Annotated in this window: 11 protein-coding genes; 7 read left to right on the plus strand and 4 right to left on the minus strand. The window is 73.0% G+C overall.

Features of this window, described 5'->3' with window-relative positions:
- Positions 1-61: 61 nt before the first annotated feature.
- The 4 genes from ACFVT2_RS26455 (at position 62) to ACFVT2_RS26470 (ending at position 5,607) form a co-directional block, all read left to right on the plus strand.
- Positions 62-3,016, plus strand: coding sequence for a GNAT family N-acetyltransferase (locus ACFVT2_RS26455; RefSeq protein ID WP_390021882.1), 2,955 nt, complete (start codon positions 62-64; stop codon positions 3,014-3,016).
- Positions 3,017-3,054: 38 nt separating this feature from the next.
- On the plus strand, positions 3,055-3,648 hold the full coding sequence (locus tag ACFVT2_RS26460; protein ID WP_390021883.1) for a DUF5998 family protein: 594 nt from the start codon (positions 3,055-3,057) through the stop codon (positions 3,646-3,648).
- Positions 3,648-4,838: an alkaline phosphatase family protein gene (locus ACFVT2_RS26465; protein WP_390021885.1), complete on the plus strand. Its 1,191-nt coding sequence runs from the start codon at positions 3,648-3,650 to the stop codon at positions 4,836-4,838. Before ACFVT2_RS26460 ends, ACFVT2_RS26465 begins: the two co-directional genes overlap by 1 nt.
- Before the next feature lie 97 nt (positions 4,839-4,935).
- Positions 4,936-5,607, plus strand: a complete 672-nt coding sequence (locus tag ACFVT2_RS26470; RefSeq protein ID WP_390021887.1) for a thymidine kinase — start codon at positions 4,936-4,938, stop codon at positions 5,605-5,607.
- Between the two features lie 31 nt (positions 5,608-5,638).
- Here ACFVT2_RS26470 and ACFVT2_RS26475 read toward each other — a convergent pair whose 3' ends face one another.
- Positions 5,639-6,412: a VOC family protein gene (locus tag ACFVT2_RS26475; RefSeq protein WP_390021888.1), complete on the minus strand. Its 774-nt coding sequence runs from the start codon at positions 6,410-6,412 to the stop codon at positions 5,639-5,641.
- Between the two features lie 248 nt (positions 6,413-6,660).
- On the opposite strand from ACFVT2_RS26475, the gene ACFVT2_RS26480 reads away from it, so the two are divergent.
- Positions 6,661-7,500, plus strand: coding sequence for a sulfurtransferase (locus ACFVT2_RS26480; RefSeq protein WP_390021889.1), 840 nt, complete (start codon positions 6,661-6,663; stop codon positions 7,498-7,500).
- Positions 7,501-7,612: 112 nt separating this feature from the next.
- Here the strand turns inward: ACFVT2_RS26480 and sepH are convergent, their stop codons facing one another.
- Positions 7,613-8,665: a septation protein SepH gene (gene sepH / locus ACFVT2_RS26485; RefSeq protein ID WP_390021890.1), complete on the minus strand. Its 1,053-nt coding sequence runs from the start codon at positions 8,663-8,665 to the stop codon at positions 7,613-7,615.
- 496 nt (positions 8,666-9,161) lie between these two features.
- Between sepH and ACFVT2_RS26490 the strand changes: the two genes are divergently transcribed.
- Positions 9,162-10,319, plus strand: a complete 1,158-nt coding sequence (locus ACFVT2_RS26490; protein ID WP_390021892.1) for a hypothetical protein — start codon at positions 9,162-9,164, stop codon at positions 10,317-10,319.
- Between the two features lie 126 nt (positions 10,320-10,445).
- On the opposite strand, the gene ACFVT2_RS26495 is transcribed toward ACFVT2_RS26490, so the two are convergent.
- Both ACFVT2_RS26495 and ACFVT2_RS26500 read right to left on the minus strand, forming a co-directional pair.
- Positions 10,446-11,786 (minus strand): D-arabinono-1,4-lactone oxidase, encoded by a 1,341-nt coding sequence (locus ACFVT2_RS26495; RefSeq protein ID WP_390021893.1) that lies wholly within the window; start codon positions 11,784-11,786, stop codon positions 10,446-10,448.
- Between the two features lie 481 nt (positions 11,787-12,267).
- Positions 12,268-13,554, minus strand: a complete 1,287-nt coding sequence (locus ACFVT2_RS26500; RefSeq protein WP_390021895.1) for an MFS transporter — start codon at positions 13,552-13,554, stop codon at positions 12,268-12,270.
- A 163-nt stretch (positions 13,555-13,717) separates the two neighbouring features.
- Here ACFVT2_RS26500 and ACFVT2_RS26505 point away from each other — a divergent pair, with 163 nt between their 5' ends.
- The gene (locus ACFVT2_RS26505; protein ID WP_390021896.1) at positions 13,718-14,872 is read left to right on the plus strand and encodes a ferrochelatase; all 1,155 of its coding nucleotides are present in this window, start codon (positions 13,718-13,720) and stop codon (positions 14,870-14,872) included.
- Positions 14,873-14,874: the final 2 nt, after the last annotated feature.

A 14,874-nucleotide genomic window follows, 5' to 3' on the forward strand; every position in this document is an offset into this window, starting at 1 on the left:
CCGGAAAAACGAGCGTACGCACGTCGAGCCCGTTGTCAGTGCCCCGCCGTACGCTGTCCGCATGCAGACGCCGCCGGATCACGCCTACCCGACCCACTGGGAAGCCGACGTGGTGCTGCGCGACGGCGGTACGGCACGCATCCGGCCCATCACGCCCGCCGACGCCGAGCGACTGGTCTCCTTCTACGAGCAGGTCTCGGACGAATCGAAGTACTACCGCTTCTTCGCGCCGTATCCGCGCCTGTCCGACCGTGACGTCCACCGGTTCACCCACCACGACTACGTCGACCGGGTCGGCCTGGCCGCCACGGTGGGCGGCGAGTTCATCGCCACCGTCCGCTACGACCGGATCGACGAGCGAGGACTGCCCGCCAAGCGCCCCGAGGACGACCAGGCCGAGGTCGCCTTCCTCGTCCAGGACGCCCATCAGGGCCGTGGCGTCGCCTCCGCCCTCCTGGAGCACATCGCCGCCGTCGCCCGCGAGCGAGGCATCCGCCGGTTCGCCGCCGAGGTCCTGCCCGCCAACACCAAGATGATCAAGGTGTTCACGGACGCCGGCTACACCCAGAAGCGCACCTTCGAGGACGGCGTCGTCCGCCTGGAGTTCGACCTCGAACCGACCGAGCAGTCCATGGCCGTGATGCGCGGCCGCGAGCAGCGCGCCGAGGCCCGCTCCGTCCAACGCCTGCTCGCCCCCGGCTCGATCGCCGTCATCGGCACCGGCCGCGCCCTCGGCGGCGTCGGCCGTACCGCCCTGCGCAACATCCTCGACGCCGGCTTCACCGGCCGGGTGCACGCCGTCAACCACGCCTTCCCCGAGGACCTGCGGCGTCTGGAGCCCGAGGGCGTCCCCACCGCCCGTTCCTTGCGCGAGATCCCCGAGCCGGTCGACCTGGCGGTGATCGCCGTCCCCCCGGCCGGCGTGCCCGACGTCGTCCGCGACTGCGGCGAACACGGCGTCCAAGGGGTGCTGGTCCTCTCCTCCGGCTACGCCGAGGCCGGCCCCGACGGCCGCGAGCAACAGCGCGCCCTGCTCCGCCAGGCCCGCTCCTACGGCATGCGCCTGATCGGGCCCAACGCCTTCGGGCTGATCAACACCACCCCCGACGTCCGGCTGAACGCCTCCCTCGCCCCCCAGATGCCCGGCGCCGGCCGGATCGGCCTGTTCACCCAGTCCGGAGCGATCGGCATCGCGCTGCTCAGCGGACTGCACGAGCGCGGCCCCGGCGACGGCGGTATCGCCGGCATCTCCACCTTCGTCTCCGCCGGCAACCGCGCCGACGTCTCCGGCAACGACCTCCTCCAGTTCTGGTACGACGACCCGCACACCGACGTCGCGATCCTCTACCTGGAGTCCATCGGCAACCCCCGGAAATTCGCCCGGCTGGCCCGCCGCACCGCCGCCGTGAAACCCGTGGTGGTCGCCAAGGGGGCCCGCCACCACGGCACCGCCCCCCTGGGCCACGCCGTCCCCACCGTCCGGGTCCCCGACAGCACCGTCGCCGCCCTGATGCGCCAGGCCGGCGTGATCCGCGTCGACACCGTCACCGAACTCATCGACGCCGGGCTGGTGCTGGCCTCCCAGCCGCTGCCGGCCGGCCCGCGCGTCGCCATCCTGGGCAACTCCGAATCGCTGGCCCTGCTGGCCTACGACGCCTGCCTCACCGAAGGACTGCGCCCGCAGCGCCCCCACGTGCTGCCCTCCGCGGCGACCCCCGAGGACTTCCGCGCCGCGCTCGCCGACGCACTCGCCGGGCCCGGCTGCGACGCCGTCGTCGTCACCGCCATCCCGTGGGTGGCCGAGGAGGACGCCGCCGTCCCGGGGGAGAGCGAGGGCGCCGCGCTCGCCGACGCCCTGCGCGCCGCGGCCACCGCCGACCCGGGCAAGCCGGTCACCGTCGTCCACCTGGCGATGGACGACCTGGCCGCGACGCTCGCGGCCCCACCGGAGCCCTACGACCCGCACGCGTCCCCCGAACCGGCCGCCCAGCCCCAGAGCCCCGCCCCCGAAGCCCGGGGCAGGCCCATCGCCCCGCCCCGGCCGCCGCACCCCCCGGGCCCGCCCCGGCCCCCGGCCCCCGCGCACACCCCGGACCGGGCACCCGCCCCCGAGACCCCGGCCCACCCCCGTCCCGTCCGCATCCCCGCCTACCCGGCCGCCGAGCGCGCCGTCCGCGCCCTCGCCGAGGCCGTCCGATACGCCGCGTGGCGCCGAGCGGCCACCGAACCAGGCCGGGTGCCCGAATACGACGACATCCAGGAGGCGGCGGCCGGCGCCGACATCGAGCAGCTGCTCGACCGGCTCACCACGGACGTCGCCCCCGGCCGCTCCGTCGCGCTGCCCCCCGCCGACGCCGAGGCCCTGCTGGCCCGCTACGGCATTCACGCCCGCCCCACCCTCCCGGCCCCCGATCCGGACGCCGCCGTCCGCGCCGCCGCCCGCCTCGGCTACCCGGTCGCCCTCAAGACCACCGCCCCCCACCTGCGGCACCGGGCCGACCTCGGCGGCGTCCGCCTCGACATCGCCGGCGAGGCCGAACTCCGCCGCACCTACGCAGAATTGACCGACTTCCTGGGCTCCCCCGAAGAGCTGCGGCCGGTCGTCCAGGCGATGGTGCCGCGCGGCGTCGACACCGTCGTCCGCGCCGCCATCGACCCCGCCGCCGGCGCGGTCCTCTCCTTCGGGCTGGCCGGCGCGCCCTCCCAGCTGCTCGGCGACGTAGCGCACCGTCTGATTCCGGCCACCGATCGCGAGGCCAGCGAGCAGATCCGGTCGATCCGCGGCGCCCCGCTGCTGTTCGGCTGGCGCGGCTCCCAGCCCGTGGACACCGCCGCCTTGGAGGAACTGCTGCTACGGGTCTCCCGGCTCGTCGACGACCACCCGGAGGTGGTCGCCGTCGACCTCGAACCCGTCGTGGTCGCCCCGCACGGCCTGGCCGTCCTGGGCGCCTCCGTCCGGCTCGCCAGACCGCCCGCCACCACCGACCTCGGGCCCCGCCGGCTGCCCGTCTACTGAGGCTCTCGCGCCCCGGTACGCCCCGTAAGATGGACCCCATGGCTAAGACCGGTACGACGACCCAGGGGCTGCGCGCGGCGATCGAGCGCAGTGGCTATTACCCGACGCTCGTGGCCGAGGCGGTGCAGGCTGCGGTCGGCGGAGAGCCGGTGGTGTCGTACCTCGTCCACCAGGAGACGACCTTCGACGCCAACGAGGTCCGCCGCCACGTCACGGTCCTGGTCCTGACCGGCACCCGCTTCATCGTCAGCCACACCGACGAGCAGGCCGCCGACGCCACCTCCCCGTCCCCCTACGCCACCACCTCCACGGAATCCGTCAAGCTCGGCCGGATCTCGTCCGTGGTGCTCAGCCGCGTCGTCGCCAACCCCGAGTCCTACACCCCCGGCCAGCTGCCCCGCGAGGTCGTCCTCACCATCGGCTGGGGCGCGGTGGCCCGCCTCGACCTGGAGCCGGCCAGCTGCGGTGACCCCAACTGCGACGCGGACCACGGCTACACCGGTTCGTCCACCGCCGACGACCTCTCCCTCCGGGTCAGCGAGGCCGGCGACGGCCCCGACTCGGTGCGCGAGACGCTCACCTTCGCCCAGGCGCTCTCCGAGGCCACCGCGGCCACCAGCAGCACCCGCTGATGGTCTACACCGCCCCCGCCTGGCCGGAACCAGAACCGCTCGACCCGCTCACCGCCCCGGTGCCCCGCTACGGCACCGGCTCACTCGCCGACCTGCTGCCCGCCATCGCCGCGGGCCAGGGCCTGCCCGGCGTCACCACCGGTATGGAGCTGGCCCCCGCCGACCGCGCCTGTGTCTTCCTGATCGACGGGCTCGGCTGGGAACTGCTGCGCGCCCACCCGGACGAGGCACCGTTCCTCACCTCCCTCCTGGACACCTCGTTCAACGGCACCGGCCACCCGCTCACCGCCGGCTTCCCCGCGACCACCGCCACCTCCCTCGCCTCGGTCGGCACCGGCCTGCCCCCGGGCGCCCACGGCCTGCCCGGATACACCTGCGAGGACCCGGCGACCGGCGCACTGATGAACCAGCTGCGCTGGCGCCCATGGACCGATCCGCACGTCTGGCAGCCGTACCCGACGGTCTTCCAGCTCGCCGACGCCGCCGGCATCCACACCTGCCAGGTCTCCGCACCGGACTTCGCGCAGACCCCGCTCACCCGGATCGCGCTCAGCGGCGGCACCTTCCACGGCCGGCTCTCCGGCGAGGAGCGGATGGACCTCGCGGCCGAACAACTCGCCGCCGGCGACCGCTCGCTGGTCTACACGTACTACTCCGAGGTCGACGGCAAGGGCCACCGCTACGGCGTCGACTCCGACGCGTGGCGCGGCCAACTGCTCTACGTGGACCGGCTCGCCCAGCGGCTCGCCGAACAACTCCCGCCACGCAGCGCCCTGTACGTCACCGCCGACCACGGCATGATCGACATCCCCTTCGACCCCGACTCCCGGATCGACTTCGACGAGGACTGGGAACTGCGCGCCGGCGTACGCCTGTTGGGCGGCGAGGGCCGGGCCCGGCACGTGTACGCCCACCCGGGCGCGGCCACCGATGTGCTCGCCGTCTGGCGTGAGGTGGTCGGCGACCAGATGTGGGTGGCCAGCCGCGAGGAGGCCATCGCCGCGGGCTGGTTCGGGCCGCACGTCGACGACCGGGTCCGCGCCCGGATCGGCGACGTGGTGGCCGCCGCCCACGCCGACATGGCGATCATCGCGAGCGAACGGGAACCAGGGGAGTCGCAGATGGTCGGCCTGCACGGCTCCATGACCCCGGTGGAGCAGTTGGTGCCGCTCCTCGAAGTCCGCACCTGATCCGTAGCCGCGCCCCGTCCGCGCGCCCTGTATTCCCCGACGTCCTCCCCGCCCCCGCCTTCCCTTCCGTACGAGCCCGAAAGGCCCGCTAACCCCCATGCCCGAGCTGGTGTTCTTCTCCGGAACGATGGACTGCGGAAAGTCGACACTGGCGCTGCAGATCGAGCACAACCGCTCGACCCGCGGTCTGCAGGGCATGATCTACAGCCGCGACGACCGGGCCGGCCACGGCAAGCTCTCCTCCCGCCTGGGCCTGGTCACGGAGGCCGTCGAGGTGCGGGACGACCTGGACTTCTACGTCCACGTCGTCGAACACCTCAGCGCCGGCGGCCGGGTCGACTACGTCATCGTCGACGAGGCACAGTTCCTCGCCCCCGAACAGGTCGACCAGCTCGCCCGGGTCGTCGACGACCTCGACCTGGACGTCTTCGCCTTCGGCATCACCACCGACTTCCGCAGCAAGCTCTTCCCCGGCTCCCAGCGGCTGGTCGAACTCGCCGACCGCATAGAGGTGCTGAAGGTCGAGGCGCTGTGCTGGTGCGGTGCCCGGGCCACCCACAACGCCCGCACGGTCGACGGCCGGATGGTCGTCGAGGGCGCACAGGTCGTCGTCGGTGACGTGCGCAGCGACGGCGCCGACGCGGAGCGGCCGGCCGAGGTCGGCTACGAGGTGCTGTGCAGGCGCCACCACCGCCGCCGGCAGACCGCGGCGACCGCCCGCGCGGCCGCGCTCTCCCCCGACGTCCTGCCGGTCGACGCCCAGCGCTAGCCGCTCAGGCCCGCCCGGCGCGCGGGGCGCCTCAGCGTCGCTGGATGATGGTGAAGGCCGCGCCCTCGTTGTCGGCGACGGTCGCCAGCCGGCCGTGCGTCGAGTCCCGCGCCGGCCGCAGCACCTGGCCGCCGAGTTCGGCGACCCGACGCGCGGCGGCGTCGGTGTCCGAGACGGCGAAGTACGTCATCCAGTGCGGACCCCGGTCGCGCGGCAGTGCGTTGCCGACGCCGTGGATGCCGGCGACCGGCTTTCCCTTGATGTGCAGCGTCAGGTAGTCGAAGTCGGCCGAGACCACGGCCTCGGACTCGAAGCCGAAGACGTGCTCGTAGAAGGGGGCGACGGAGTTCGTCTCCTGGGTGACGAGTTCGTTCCACACCGGGGTGCCCGGTTCGCCGCTGACCGCGGTGCCCAACATCGCCCGGCCCTGCCAGACCCCGAAGATGGCGCCCTGCGGGTCCGAGGCGATGGCCATCCGGCCGGCGTCGTCGGCGTCGAGCGGGCCGACGCCCACCGTGCCGCCGCAGGCGCGGATCTGCTCGGCGGTCACATCCGCGTCGTCGCTGGCCAGATAGGTGGTCCAGGCGACCGGCAGGTGCCGGTCGGCCGCTAGCTCACCGACCCCGGCCACTTCCAGCCCGTCGAGGAAGGCGCGGGCGTACGGACCGAAATGCTGCGGCCCCGGGCGGAATTCCCAGCCGAAGAGCGCGCCGTAGAACTCCTGCGTCGCGGGCAGGCTGTGTGCCAGGAGGCTCACCCAGCAGGGCGCACCGGGCATCCGCCGGGCTGCTGCCTCGGTCGTCATCGTCACTCTCCTCGGAGCATCGGGGTGCTGGCCATGTGCGGTACGGGCGCGGGTCCCGAGCAGATGCTCGCACCCTGTCACCGGGTGTGTGCCCCGGCCGCGCCGTCCACGGCGCGTTCACGAGGGAGAATGCCCGTTTTGGCGTTTCACTTCCGTTTCGGCGGCGTGACGACGCCCCGCAACTCCGTCATACGGAGGGTGGGCACCCGCCTTCTGTACGTAGTCACCGCTACGCAAGGATGAGTCCCATGAACGCCATCATCACCGCTACCGAACTCGCGAGCGAGTTGGCGGGCCCCGACGCCCCGCTCCTCCTGGACGTGCGTTACCAGCTCGGCGGCCCGCCCGGACACCCCGAGTACGAGGCCGGCCACCTGCCCGGCGCGGTCTATGTGGACCTCGACGGCGAACTGGCCGGGCCGCCCGGCGCGGCGGGCCGCCACCCGCTCCCCGACCTCGCCGCCTTCACCGCGGCGATGCAGGCCGCCGGCGTCAGTGCCGGCCGTCCGGTGGTCACCTACGACGGTGGCCAGGGCTGGGCCGCCGCCCGCGCGTGGTGGCTGCTGCGCTGGGCGGGTCACCCGGACGTGCGGGTTCTCGACGGTGGACTTGCCGCCTGGCAGACGTCAGGCGGCGCCATGAGTATCGACAAAGTGACTTCGCAGGTGGGCGACTTCATCCCTGCACCCGGTGCGGTACCGATGCTGACCGCGGACGATGCGGCCGCACTGGCCCGTCGCGGTGTCCTCCTGGACGCGCGGGCGGGGGAGCGCTACCGGGGCGAGACCGAACCCATCGACCCGGTGGCCGGCCACATCCCCGGAGCGGTGTCCGCCCCCACGTCCGAGAACGTCGCCGACGGCAGTACGGTCTTCCGCCCCGCCGCCGAACTGGCCGAGCGGTTCGTGGCGCTGGGCGCCGACGCCGACGCCGAGGTCGGCGTCTACTGCGGTTCCGGCGTCTCCGCCGCCCACCAGGTTCTCGCCCTCGCCGTCGCCGGCATCCCCGCGGCGCTGTACGTCGGCTCCTGGAGCGAATGGTGCGCGGACCCCTCCCGCCCCATCGCCACCGGCCCGCAGCCGGGCTGAGCGGCCGCTGAGGCCCCTTACGGGCCCTACACAACGACGTCCGCCCGCCCCCTGCACGCAGGGAGCGGGCGGAACGCCACGTACAACGGGACCGGAACCCCGCCCTTCCGGGTTATTCCGGCTTCTTCCTCCGGGTGCCGAAGACGATCTCGTCCCAGCTGGGCACCGCGGCCCGGCGCCCGGGGCGCACCCCGTCCGCCTCGGCCTGCCGGTCCGTCGTCCCGGTCAGCCGATCGCGGTGGCCGGCGACCGCCCGCGGCATCAGCACGTCGGCGTACGCGGAACCCGCGCCCGCGCTCGCGCTCGCCGCCGGGGCCGACGGCTCCTCGACCTCGGCCTGTTCCGGCTCGTCCTTCTGCGGTGCCTTGGTGCTCTCCGGTACGACCATGTCGCCCCGGAAGCTGGGCACCGCCTCCAGCAGGCTGGTCAGCGAATCCCTCTCCCGCTCGCCGGTGGCTTCCTCGCTCCGCCCGTCCCGCTCCCGGTCCTCGCCGGACCGCTCGGGCATCTGCCGGTCCAGGGCACGGTCCAACGGCCGGTCGCGCGGCAGCCGCGCGATCCGGGGCACGAACGGGAAGCTCGGCTCGGGGGTGTCGTCGCTCTCGCCGATCAGCGCTCGCGCCTCGTCGTCCACGGCCTGCACCAGACGGCGCGGCGGGTCGTACGTCCAGGTCGCCGACCGCGGCTCACCCGCGACCCGGTAGACGAGCAGTACCTCCCACGTGCCGTCGTCCCGACGCCAGGAGTCCCACTGCGTGCTGTCCTTGTCGGCGCCGCGCAGCAGCAGCCGCTCCGCGACCGCCTCGCCCAGCTGCGGGCCGGTGTTCTCGCCCGGCCGGCGTACGGGGGTCTTGCGGGCCCGCTCGGCCATGAAGGCCCGCTCGGCGAGCACCGGTCCCTCGAAGCGACGCACCCGGTCGACGGGGATGCCGGCGAGCTGGGCGACCTCCTCGGCGGAGGCGCCGGCTCGTATCCGCGCCTGGATGTCCCGCGGGCGCAGATGGCTCTCGACCTCGATCTCGATCTGGCCCAGCCGCGCTCTGTCGTTACGGACGGCGGCGCGCAGCCGCTCGTCGATCGGAAGCGTGTACTCGGTGCTGTCCGCAGCCTTGAGCACCAGCCGTGTGCCGTCGTTGGAGACGGCCACGACACGCAGTTCGGGCATGGGGACCTCCCGGGTGGTGCCTGCCGACGTCACGTGCGTCGCTGCTTCCGCTAGTCGAGTGTGGCCTGCCCGGGTGCAGCCTGCCACAACATTGCCGAGTTGCCCGGCGTGTCGGGGCTTGGCCCAGAAACGCCGTTATGACACGGTTACCAGTTCGCAACGCTCAGTGACCATGCCGCTTGCCCTGTCATCGACCACCCGTGCCGAGCGACGGCACCCCAAGGAGGGCGTCACCTTCAGTGCCCCTCCCGCGGGTCCGGGCAGCCGGACGGGAACCGGGGCCAGGGCTCGCCACAGTACTCCATTCGGGCCACCGAAGTGGACCGCCGCGCCGCGGAAGTTCTGGGTGCGCGATCCGGGCAAGTCACCTTGTCGACCTCTCTACCTGCGGCGAAGGTGGCGTGGTTCACAGATTCCACAGATTCGGAACTAATGACTCCGCCATTTGGTCACTTCTCCATGCAAGATGGATCGAAGGGGCGATCAAAGGTAGGAGATGGACGAAAAAACCGAAGCCGATACGAAACAGAAGAAGAAGCGGATCGAACTGAGCCTCGCCCAGGTCTCCGGCAGCGCGCTCGCCGCGGCCGTCGCCGCGTACCTCGCGGGTCAGCTCGGTGTGTACGGAACCATCATCGGCGCGGGTGTCGTCAGTGTTGTCGCCACGACCGGCGGCTCCATATTCCAACACCTGTTCCGGCGCACCGGTGAGCAGATCAAGGAAGCGGCGGTCACCACCCGGCCCAAGCCGCGCCGGATCCCCACCACCCGATCCCGATCCACCACCCAATCCCAAGCCACCACCAATACCCCGGGGCCCGCGGGCCCCACGATGGTGCTGCCCACCTTCGACAAACACGGTACGGAGGACCCGGTCACCTCCGTCGCGGCCCGTGACCGTGGGCCCGCGGTCGCCCGCACCCAGCTGATCCCTCGCGCCAAGCAGCCGCCCGGCCATTGCCCGGAGGCGACCCAACTGGTGGCGCGGCCGGCCGAGCGGACCATGGCCCTAGGGCGGGCGGCGCTCCAGGGCGCCGATGCGACCGCCGTACTCCCGCAGGCCGGCGCGTCCGGCATCGCGGAGCCCGGCACCACACCGCCCGTAACCGAGGAGACCAGCGCTACCTACGGCACCCGGCTGCGCGGCTGGAAGCGGCCCGCGCTCGGTGCGCTCGCGGTCTTCGTGCTCGCCATGGGAGCGGTCACCGCCACCGAGTTGCTCGTCGGCGAGACGGCGAGTGGCGTCAAGGGCGGCACCACCGTCGGCAACCTCACCACCGGCAACGTCTCCCCGCACCGGCCCAGTACCCCGCAGGCCCCGGACCCCGGCCACTCCACCGGCAACGGCACCGGCCGTGACGGCGGTTCTCCGTCGCCGGACCCCAGCCATTCCGGCAGTAGTGGCACCGACGGCACCGGCAGCGGTACCGGCCACAGCGGGCAGACCCCGACGCCGACCCCGAGCGACGGCGCCACCGGCTCCCCGAGCCCCGGCACCTCGTCGTCCCCCGACGCGTCGCCGAGCCCGTCCGCCGGCACCGACGGCGGCAAGGGCGACGGCTCCGGCTCGACCGGCGGCGGCGCCACGCCGGGGCACCAGCAGAGCGAGCAGAACCCCGGCAGCCGACAGTCCCCCGACCCCAACGCCCCCTGAACCCCCTGACGAAGGATCGCCCCCACTACGGGCGGACCGTCCGACCGGCGGACCACCCACGACCGCGGCCCGGTGCCCCCTACGGGACACCGGGCCGCGGCGCGTCACGAAGGGGCCGACCGCCGTTCACTCACCCAGCACCTGCCGCAAGTACCCGTTCGCGAACCGGCGTTCAGGGTCCAGCCGGTCGCGCAGCGCCGTGAACTCACCGAACCGCGGATAGACCTCTGCGAGGTACTCCGCGTCACGGGTGTGCAGCTTCCCCCAGTGCGGTCGCCCCTCGTGGGCCGTCATGATCCGCTCGGCGGCACCGAAATACGCCTGATGGGGAGTCCCGCGGTACATGTGCACCGCGACGTACACGGTGTCCCGGCCCGACGCCGTGGACAGCGCGATGTCATCGGCCGGCGCGGTCCGCACCTCCACCGGGAAACTGATCTTGAAGTCCGAGCGCTCCACCAGCGCCTTCAACGCACCCAGCGCCTCGACCGCCGCCGCCCTGGGGAGCGCGTACTCCATCTCCACGAACCGCACCCGCCGCGGCGAGGTGAACACCTTGTAGGGGATGTCGGTGTACGTACGGGCCGACAGAGCCCGGCTGGAGATCTTCGCGATGCCCGGTATCGCGGCCGGCACCGCCCGGCCGACCGCACAGGCCACCTGGAACACCCCGTTGGACAGCAACTCGTCCTCGATCCAGCCGCTCACCCTCCCGGGCGGCGCCGCCGGACCCTGGCTACGGTTGTTGCGCTTGGTGCTGCAGTTGCCGGTGTGCGGGAACCAGTAGAACTCGAAGTGCTCGTTCTCGGCGACGAGTTCGTCGAAGCGGCCGGTCACCTCGTCGAACGGCATCGGCTCCTCGCGGGCGGTCAGCAGGAACTCCGGCTCCACCGCCAGCGTCAGCTCGCTGACCACGCCCAACGCGCCCAGACCCAGCCGCGCCCCGGCGAACACCTCGGAGTTCTCCTCGGCGGAACAGCGCAGCACCGAGCCGTCGGCGGTGACCAGTTCCAGGGCGGTGATCTGCGCGGCGATCGACGCGGAGTCCCGGCCGGTGCCGTGGGTGCCGGTGCTGGTGGCCCCCGAGATGGTCTGCTCCATGATGTCGCCCATGTTGGTCAGCGACAGACCGTGCGCGGACAGCGCCTGGTTGAGGTGCTTGAGCGGGGTGCCGGCGGCCACCGTGACCGTCCCCGCCGCACGGTCGATCCGGCGGATCCCGGTCAGGCGCTCGGGGCGGATCAGCACGCCGTCGGTGGCGGCGGTCGGGGTGAACGAGTGTCCGGTGCCGGCTGCCTTGACCGAGAGGCCGTCCGTGACGGCGGCCTGGATGGCGGCCGCCAGTTCCTCGGTGCTCGCCGGCGCCACGGTCCGGGCGGGGTGGGCGGTCACATTGCCCGCCCAGTTGCGCCAGGGCCCTCCCGAGCCGCGCCCTCCTGAGCCGCCGATGACGTCGGTGACTGCCATGGTGACGATGCCTCCCCTCCCGCGCGGGCCGGCCGCGTTCGGCCGCCGTTGGTCAGCGCATGATGCCAGTCGCCGACGCCGCTTCCGGGAGGGGTGACCGGAATCACACCACCGAGAAAACGGGCGTAACCGCAAGGCTCCCGGACATGTCGTACCGCCGGTAACAGGAAATGCGGAGGGGCCGCACCGGCCGCCCACCCGCCAGGCATAAGCGCGCGGAAGCCAGCCGCGCCCGGAGTCAACCGAGTGCACGCGAAGTCACCTGAGGCGGTGACGTGTTGGGGGCGGCCGAGTGATGGTGCAGAGAGGAGCGCCGGCTGTACCGGTGAGGTATACGGGACGGACGGTCGTGGTGATGGTGCAGAGAGGAGAGCCACCTCCACGAGTCAGGGGCACGGGCGCGGACACGGACACGGCAACGGCGCGGACCGCGTGCCCCATGGGTGCCGCCAATCCGCGCCGTGCCCGCACGTTCCTCGGGTCAGCCCGTTCGCGACCCGTCATGGCGTTCCACGACCTGGGGTTCCGCCGGAGCCGGGACGCCGCCGGCCGCGGGGGAGGACGGAGCCAACACGCCCCGCGGACGGAGCCAGCGGTAGCCGGCGAGCGCCACCAGCGCGGCCAGGACACCCGCGGCGAGCGGCACCAGATAACCCCGAGCGGCACCCGCCGCGTCCACCGCCCAGCCGGCCGCCGACGAGCCGAGCGCCACCCCCACCGCGAGGCCGGTGCTCGTCCACGTCATGCCCTCGGTCAGCTGCGTCCGCGGCACATGCTCCTCGACCAGCGCCATCGTCGTGACCATCGTCGGCGCGATCGACAGCCCGGCGAGGAACAACGCAACGGCCAGCAGCACCAGCGAACCGCTCAGCGACGCCGCCAACTGGAGCGGCACCATGCTCACCGCCATCGCGGCCACCCCCACCAGCCACCGACGGGACGGCGGCCCCGCCAGGTGCAGCAGCCCGAACACCGCGCCGGCCACACACGACCCCAACGCGTACACCGCCAGCACCAGGCTCGCCGCGGCCTTGTGACCGGCCTCCTGCGCGAACGCCACGGTCACCACGTCGATCGCCCCGAAGATCGCGCCGGTCGCCACGAACGTCGCCACCAGCACTCGCAGCCCCGCCGACCGCAACGCCGACCCCTTGGCGTGCTGCTCGCGCGGATGCGGCACCGGTTCCGTCGCGCGCTGCGCGGTCAGCCACAACACCCCCGCCGCCAGGAACACCCCGGCCAGCAGCGGCCCGGACTCCGGGAACCACGCCGTCGACAGCCCGATCGACAGGATCGGGCCGATGATGAAGCACATCTCGTCGACGATCGACTCCCACGAGTACGCGGTGTGCAACTCGCGCGGCGAACCCCGGTACAGCTCCGCCCACCGCGCCCGCACCATCGAGCCCACGCTCGGCACACAGCCCGCACCCGCCGCGAAGGCGAACAGCGTCCAGTCCGGCCACCGCTGCTGCGCACTCAGCAGCAGTCCGGCGACCGCCGCCAGCGACACCAGCGTCGCCGGACGCAGCACCCGGCGCTGGCCGTGCCGGTCCACCAGGCGGGAGATCAGCGGCCCCAGGACCGCCGCGGACAGCGCGAGCGTCGCGGACAACGCCCCCGCCAGGCCGTACCGACCGGTCAGCTGGGACACCATCGTGACTATGCCGATGCCCATCATCGACAGCGGCATCCGCCCCAGTAGCCCCGCGGCGGAGAACGACTTGGTGCCGGGGCGACCGAAGATGGCGCGGTAGGGACTGGGCAACGGGGTGCTCCGCCAGGTGAGGAAGTCGGTAAGGAATGTCTATGGCCAATACAGCTTACGGCTGGCGGGGTGCTCGGCGCCTCCTGGTTTCCGCCCCGGATTCCGCCCGCTCCACCAGGGCCTGACCCCTCGCGTCCGAGCCGGGAGTGGGAGGATCGGAGGCATGCCCGAACAGTGCGATCCCCGCCCCTACGACGCCCTGCTGCTGCTGTCCTTCGGAGGCCCCGAAGGCCCCGACGACGTCGTGCCGTTCCTGGAGAACGTCACCCGCGGCCGCGGCATCCCCCGCGAGCGCCTCAAGGAGGTGGGCCAGCACTACTTCCTGTTCGGCGGCGTCAGCCCCATCAACGCCCAGAACCGCGAACTCCTCGACGCACTCCGCAAGGACTTCGCCGATCACGGCCTCGACCTGCCCGTCTACTGGGGCAACCGCAACTGGGCGCCCTACCTGGCCGACACCCTGCGCACCATGGTCACCGACGGCCACCGCCGCATCGCCGTCCTCGCCACCAGCGCCTACGCCTCGTACTCCGGCTGCCGCCAGTACCGCGAGAACCTCGCCGACGCGCTCACCACCCTCCAAGCCGAGGGCCTGCCCGCCCCCCAGGTCGACAAGCTGCGCCACTACTTCAACCACCCCGGCTTCGTCCGCCCCATGGTCGACGGCGTCCTCGCCTCCCTCGCCGAACTCCCCGAGGAGACCCGCGCCGGCGCCCACATCGCCTTCACCACGCACTCCATCCCGACCGCGGCCGCCGACACCTCCGGCACCCCCGACGACCACACCGAAGACGGCACGGGCGGCGCCTACGTAGCCCAGCACCTCGACGTCGCCCAGGCCATCGCCGACGCCGTACGGGACGAGACCGGCATCGACCACCCCTGGCAGCTCGTCTACCAGTCCCGCAGCGGCGCCCCGCACATCCCCTGGCTGGAACCCGACATCTGCGACCACCTGGAGCAGCTGCACGGCGCCGGCGTCCCGGCCGTCGTCATGGCCCCCATCGGCTTCGTCTCGGACCACATGGAGGTCAAGTACGACCTCGACACCGAGGCCACCGCCAAGGCCGCCGAACTCGGCCTGCCGGTCGCCCGCTCCGCCACCGTCGGCGCCGACCCCCGGTTCGCCGCCGCCGTCCGCGACCTCCTCCTGGAGCGTGCCGCCACCGAACGCGGCACCACCCCCGAACGCTGCGCCCTGGGCGCACTCGGCGCCTCGCACGACCTCTGCCCCATCGGCTGCTGCCCCGCCCGGGCGCCCCGCCCGGCCGCCGCCGGCGCCGACTGGACCGGCCCCACGGCCGAGGCCCTCGCCTGACC

Source organism: Streptomyces sp. NPDC058000 (assembly GCF_042886435.1).
GTDB lineage: Bacteria > Actinomycetota > Actinomycetes > Streptomycetales > Streptomycetaceae > Streptomyces.

Coding starts and splice junctions, on each gene's coding strand:
- ACFVT2_RS26505 (WP_390021896.1), top strand. CDS start 13,718: ATGCCCGAACAGTGCGATCCCCGCCCCTACGACGCCCTGCTGCTGCTG.
- ACFVT2_RS26455 (WP_390021882.1), top strand. CDS start 62: ATGCAGACGCCGCCGGATCACGCCTACCCGACCCACTGGGAAGCCGAC.
- ACFVT2_RS26495 (WP_390021893.1), bottom strand. CDS start 11,786: ATGGCAGTCACCGACGTCATCGGCGGCTCAGGAGGGCGCGGCTCGGGA.
- ACFVT2_RS26475 (WP_390021888.1), bottom strand. CDS start 6,412: ATGACGACCGAGGCAGCAGCCCGGCGGATGCCCGGTGCGCCCTGCTGG.
- ACFVT2_RS26480 (WP_390021889.1), top strand. CDS start 6,661: ATGAACGCCATCATCACCGCTACCGAACTCGCGAGCGAGTTGGCGGGC.
- ACFVT2_RS26460 (WP_390021883.1), top strand. CDS start 3,055: ATGGCTAAGACCGGTACGACGACCCAGGGGCTGCGCGCGGCGATCGAG.
- ACFVT2_RS26490 (WP_390021892.1), top strand. CDS start 9,162: ATGGACGAAAAAACCGAAGCCGATACGAAACAGAAGAAGAAGCGGATC.
- ACFVT2_RS26465 (WP_390021885.1), top strand. CDS start 3,648: ATGGTCTACACCGCCCCCGCCTGGCCGGAACCAGAACCGCTCGACCCG.
- ACFVT2_RS26470 (WP_390021887.1), top strand. CDS start 4,936: ATGCCCGAGCTGGTGTTCTTCTCCGGAACGATGGACTGCGGAAAGTCG.
- sepH (WP_390021890.1), bottom strand. CDS start 8,665: ATGCCCGAACTGCGTGTCGTGGCCGTCTCCAACGACGGCACACGGCTG.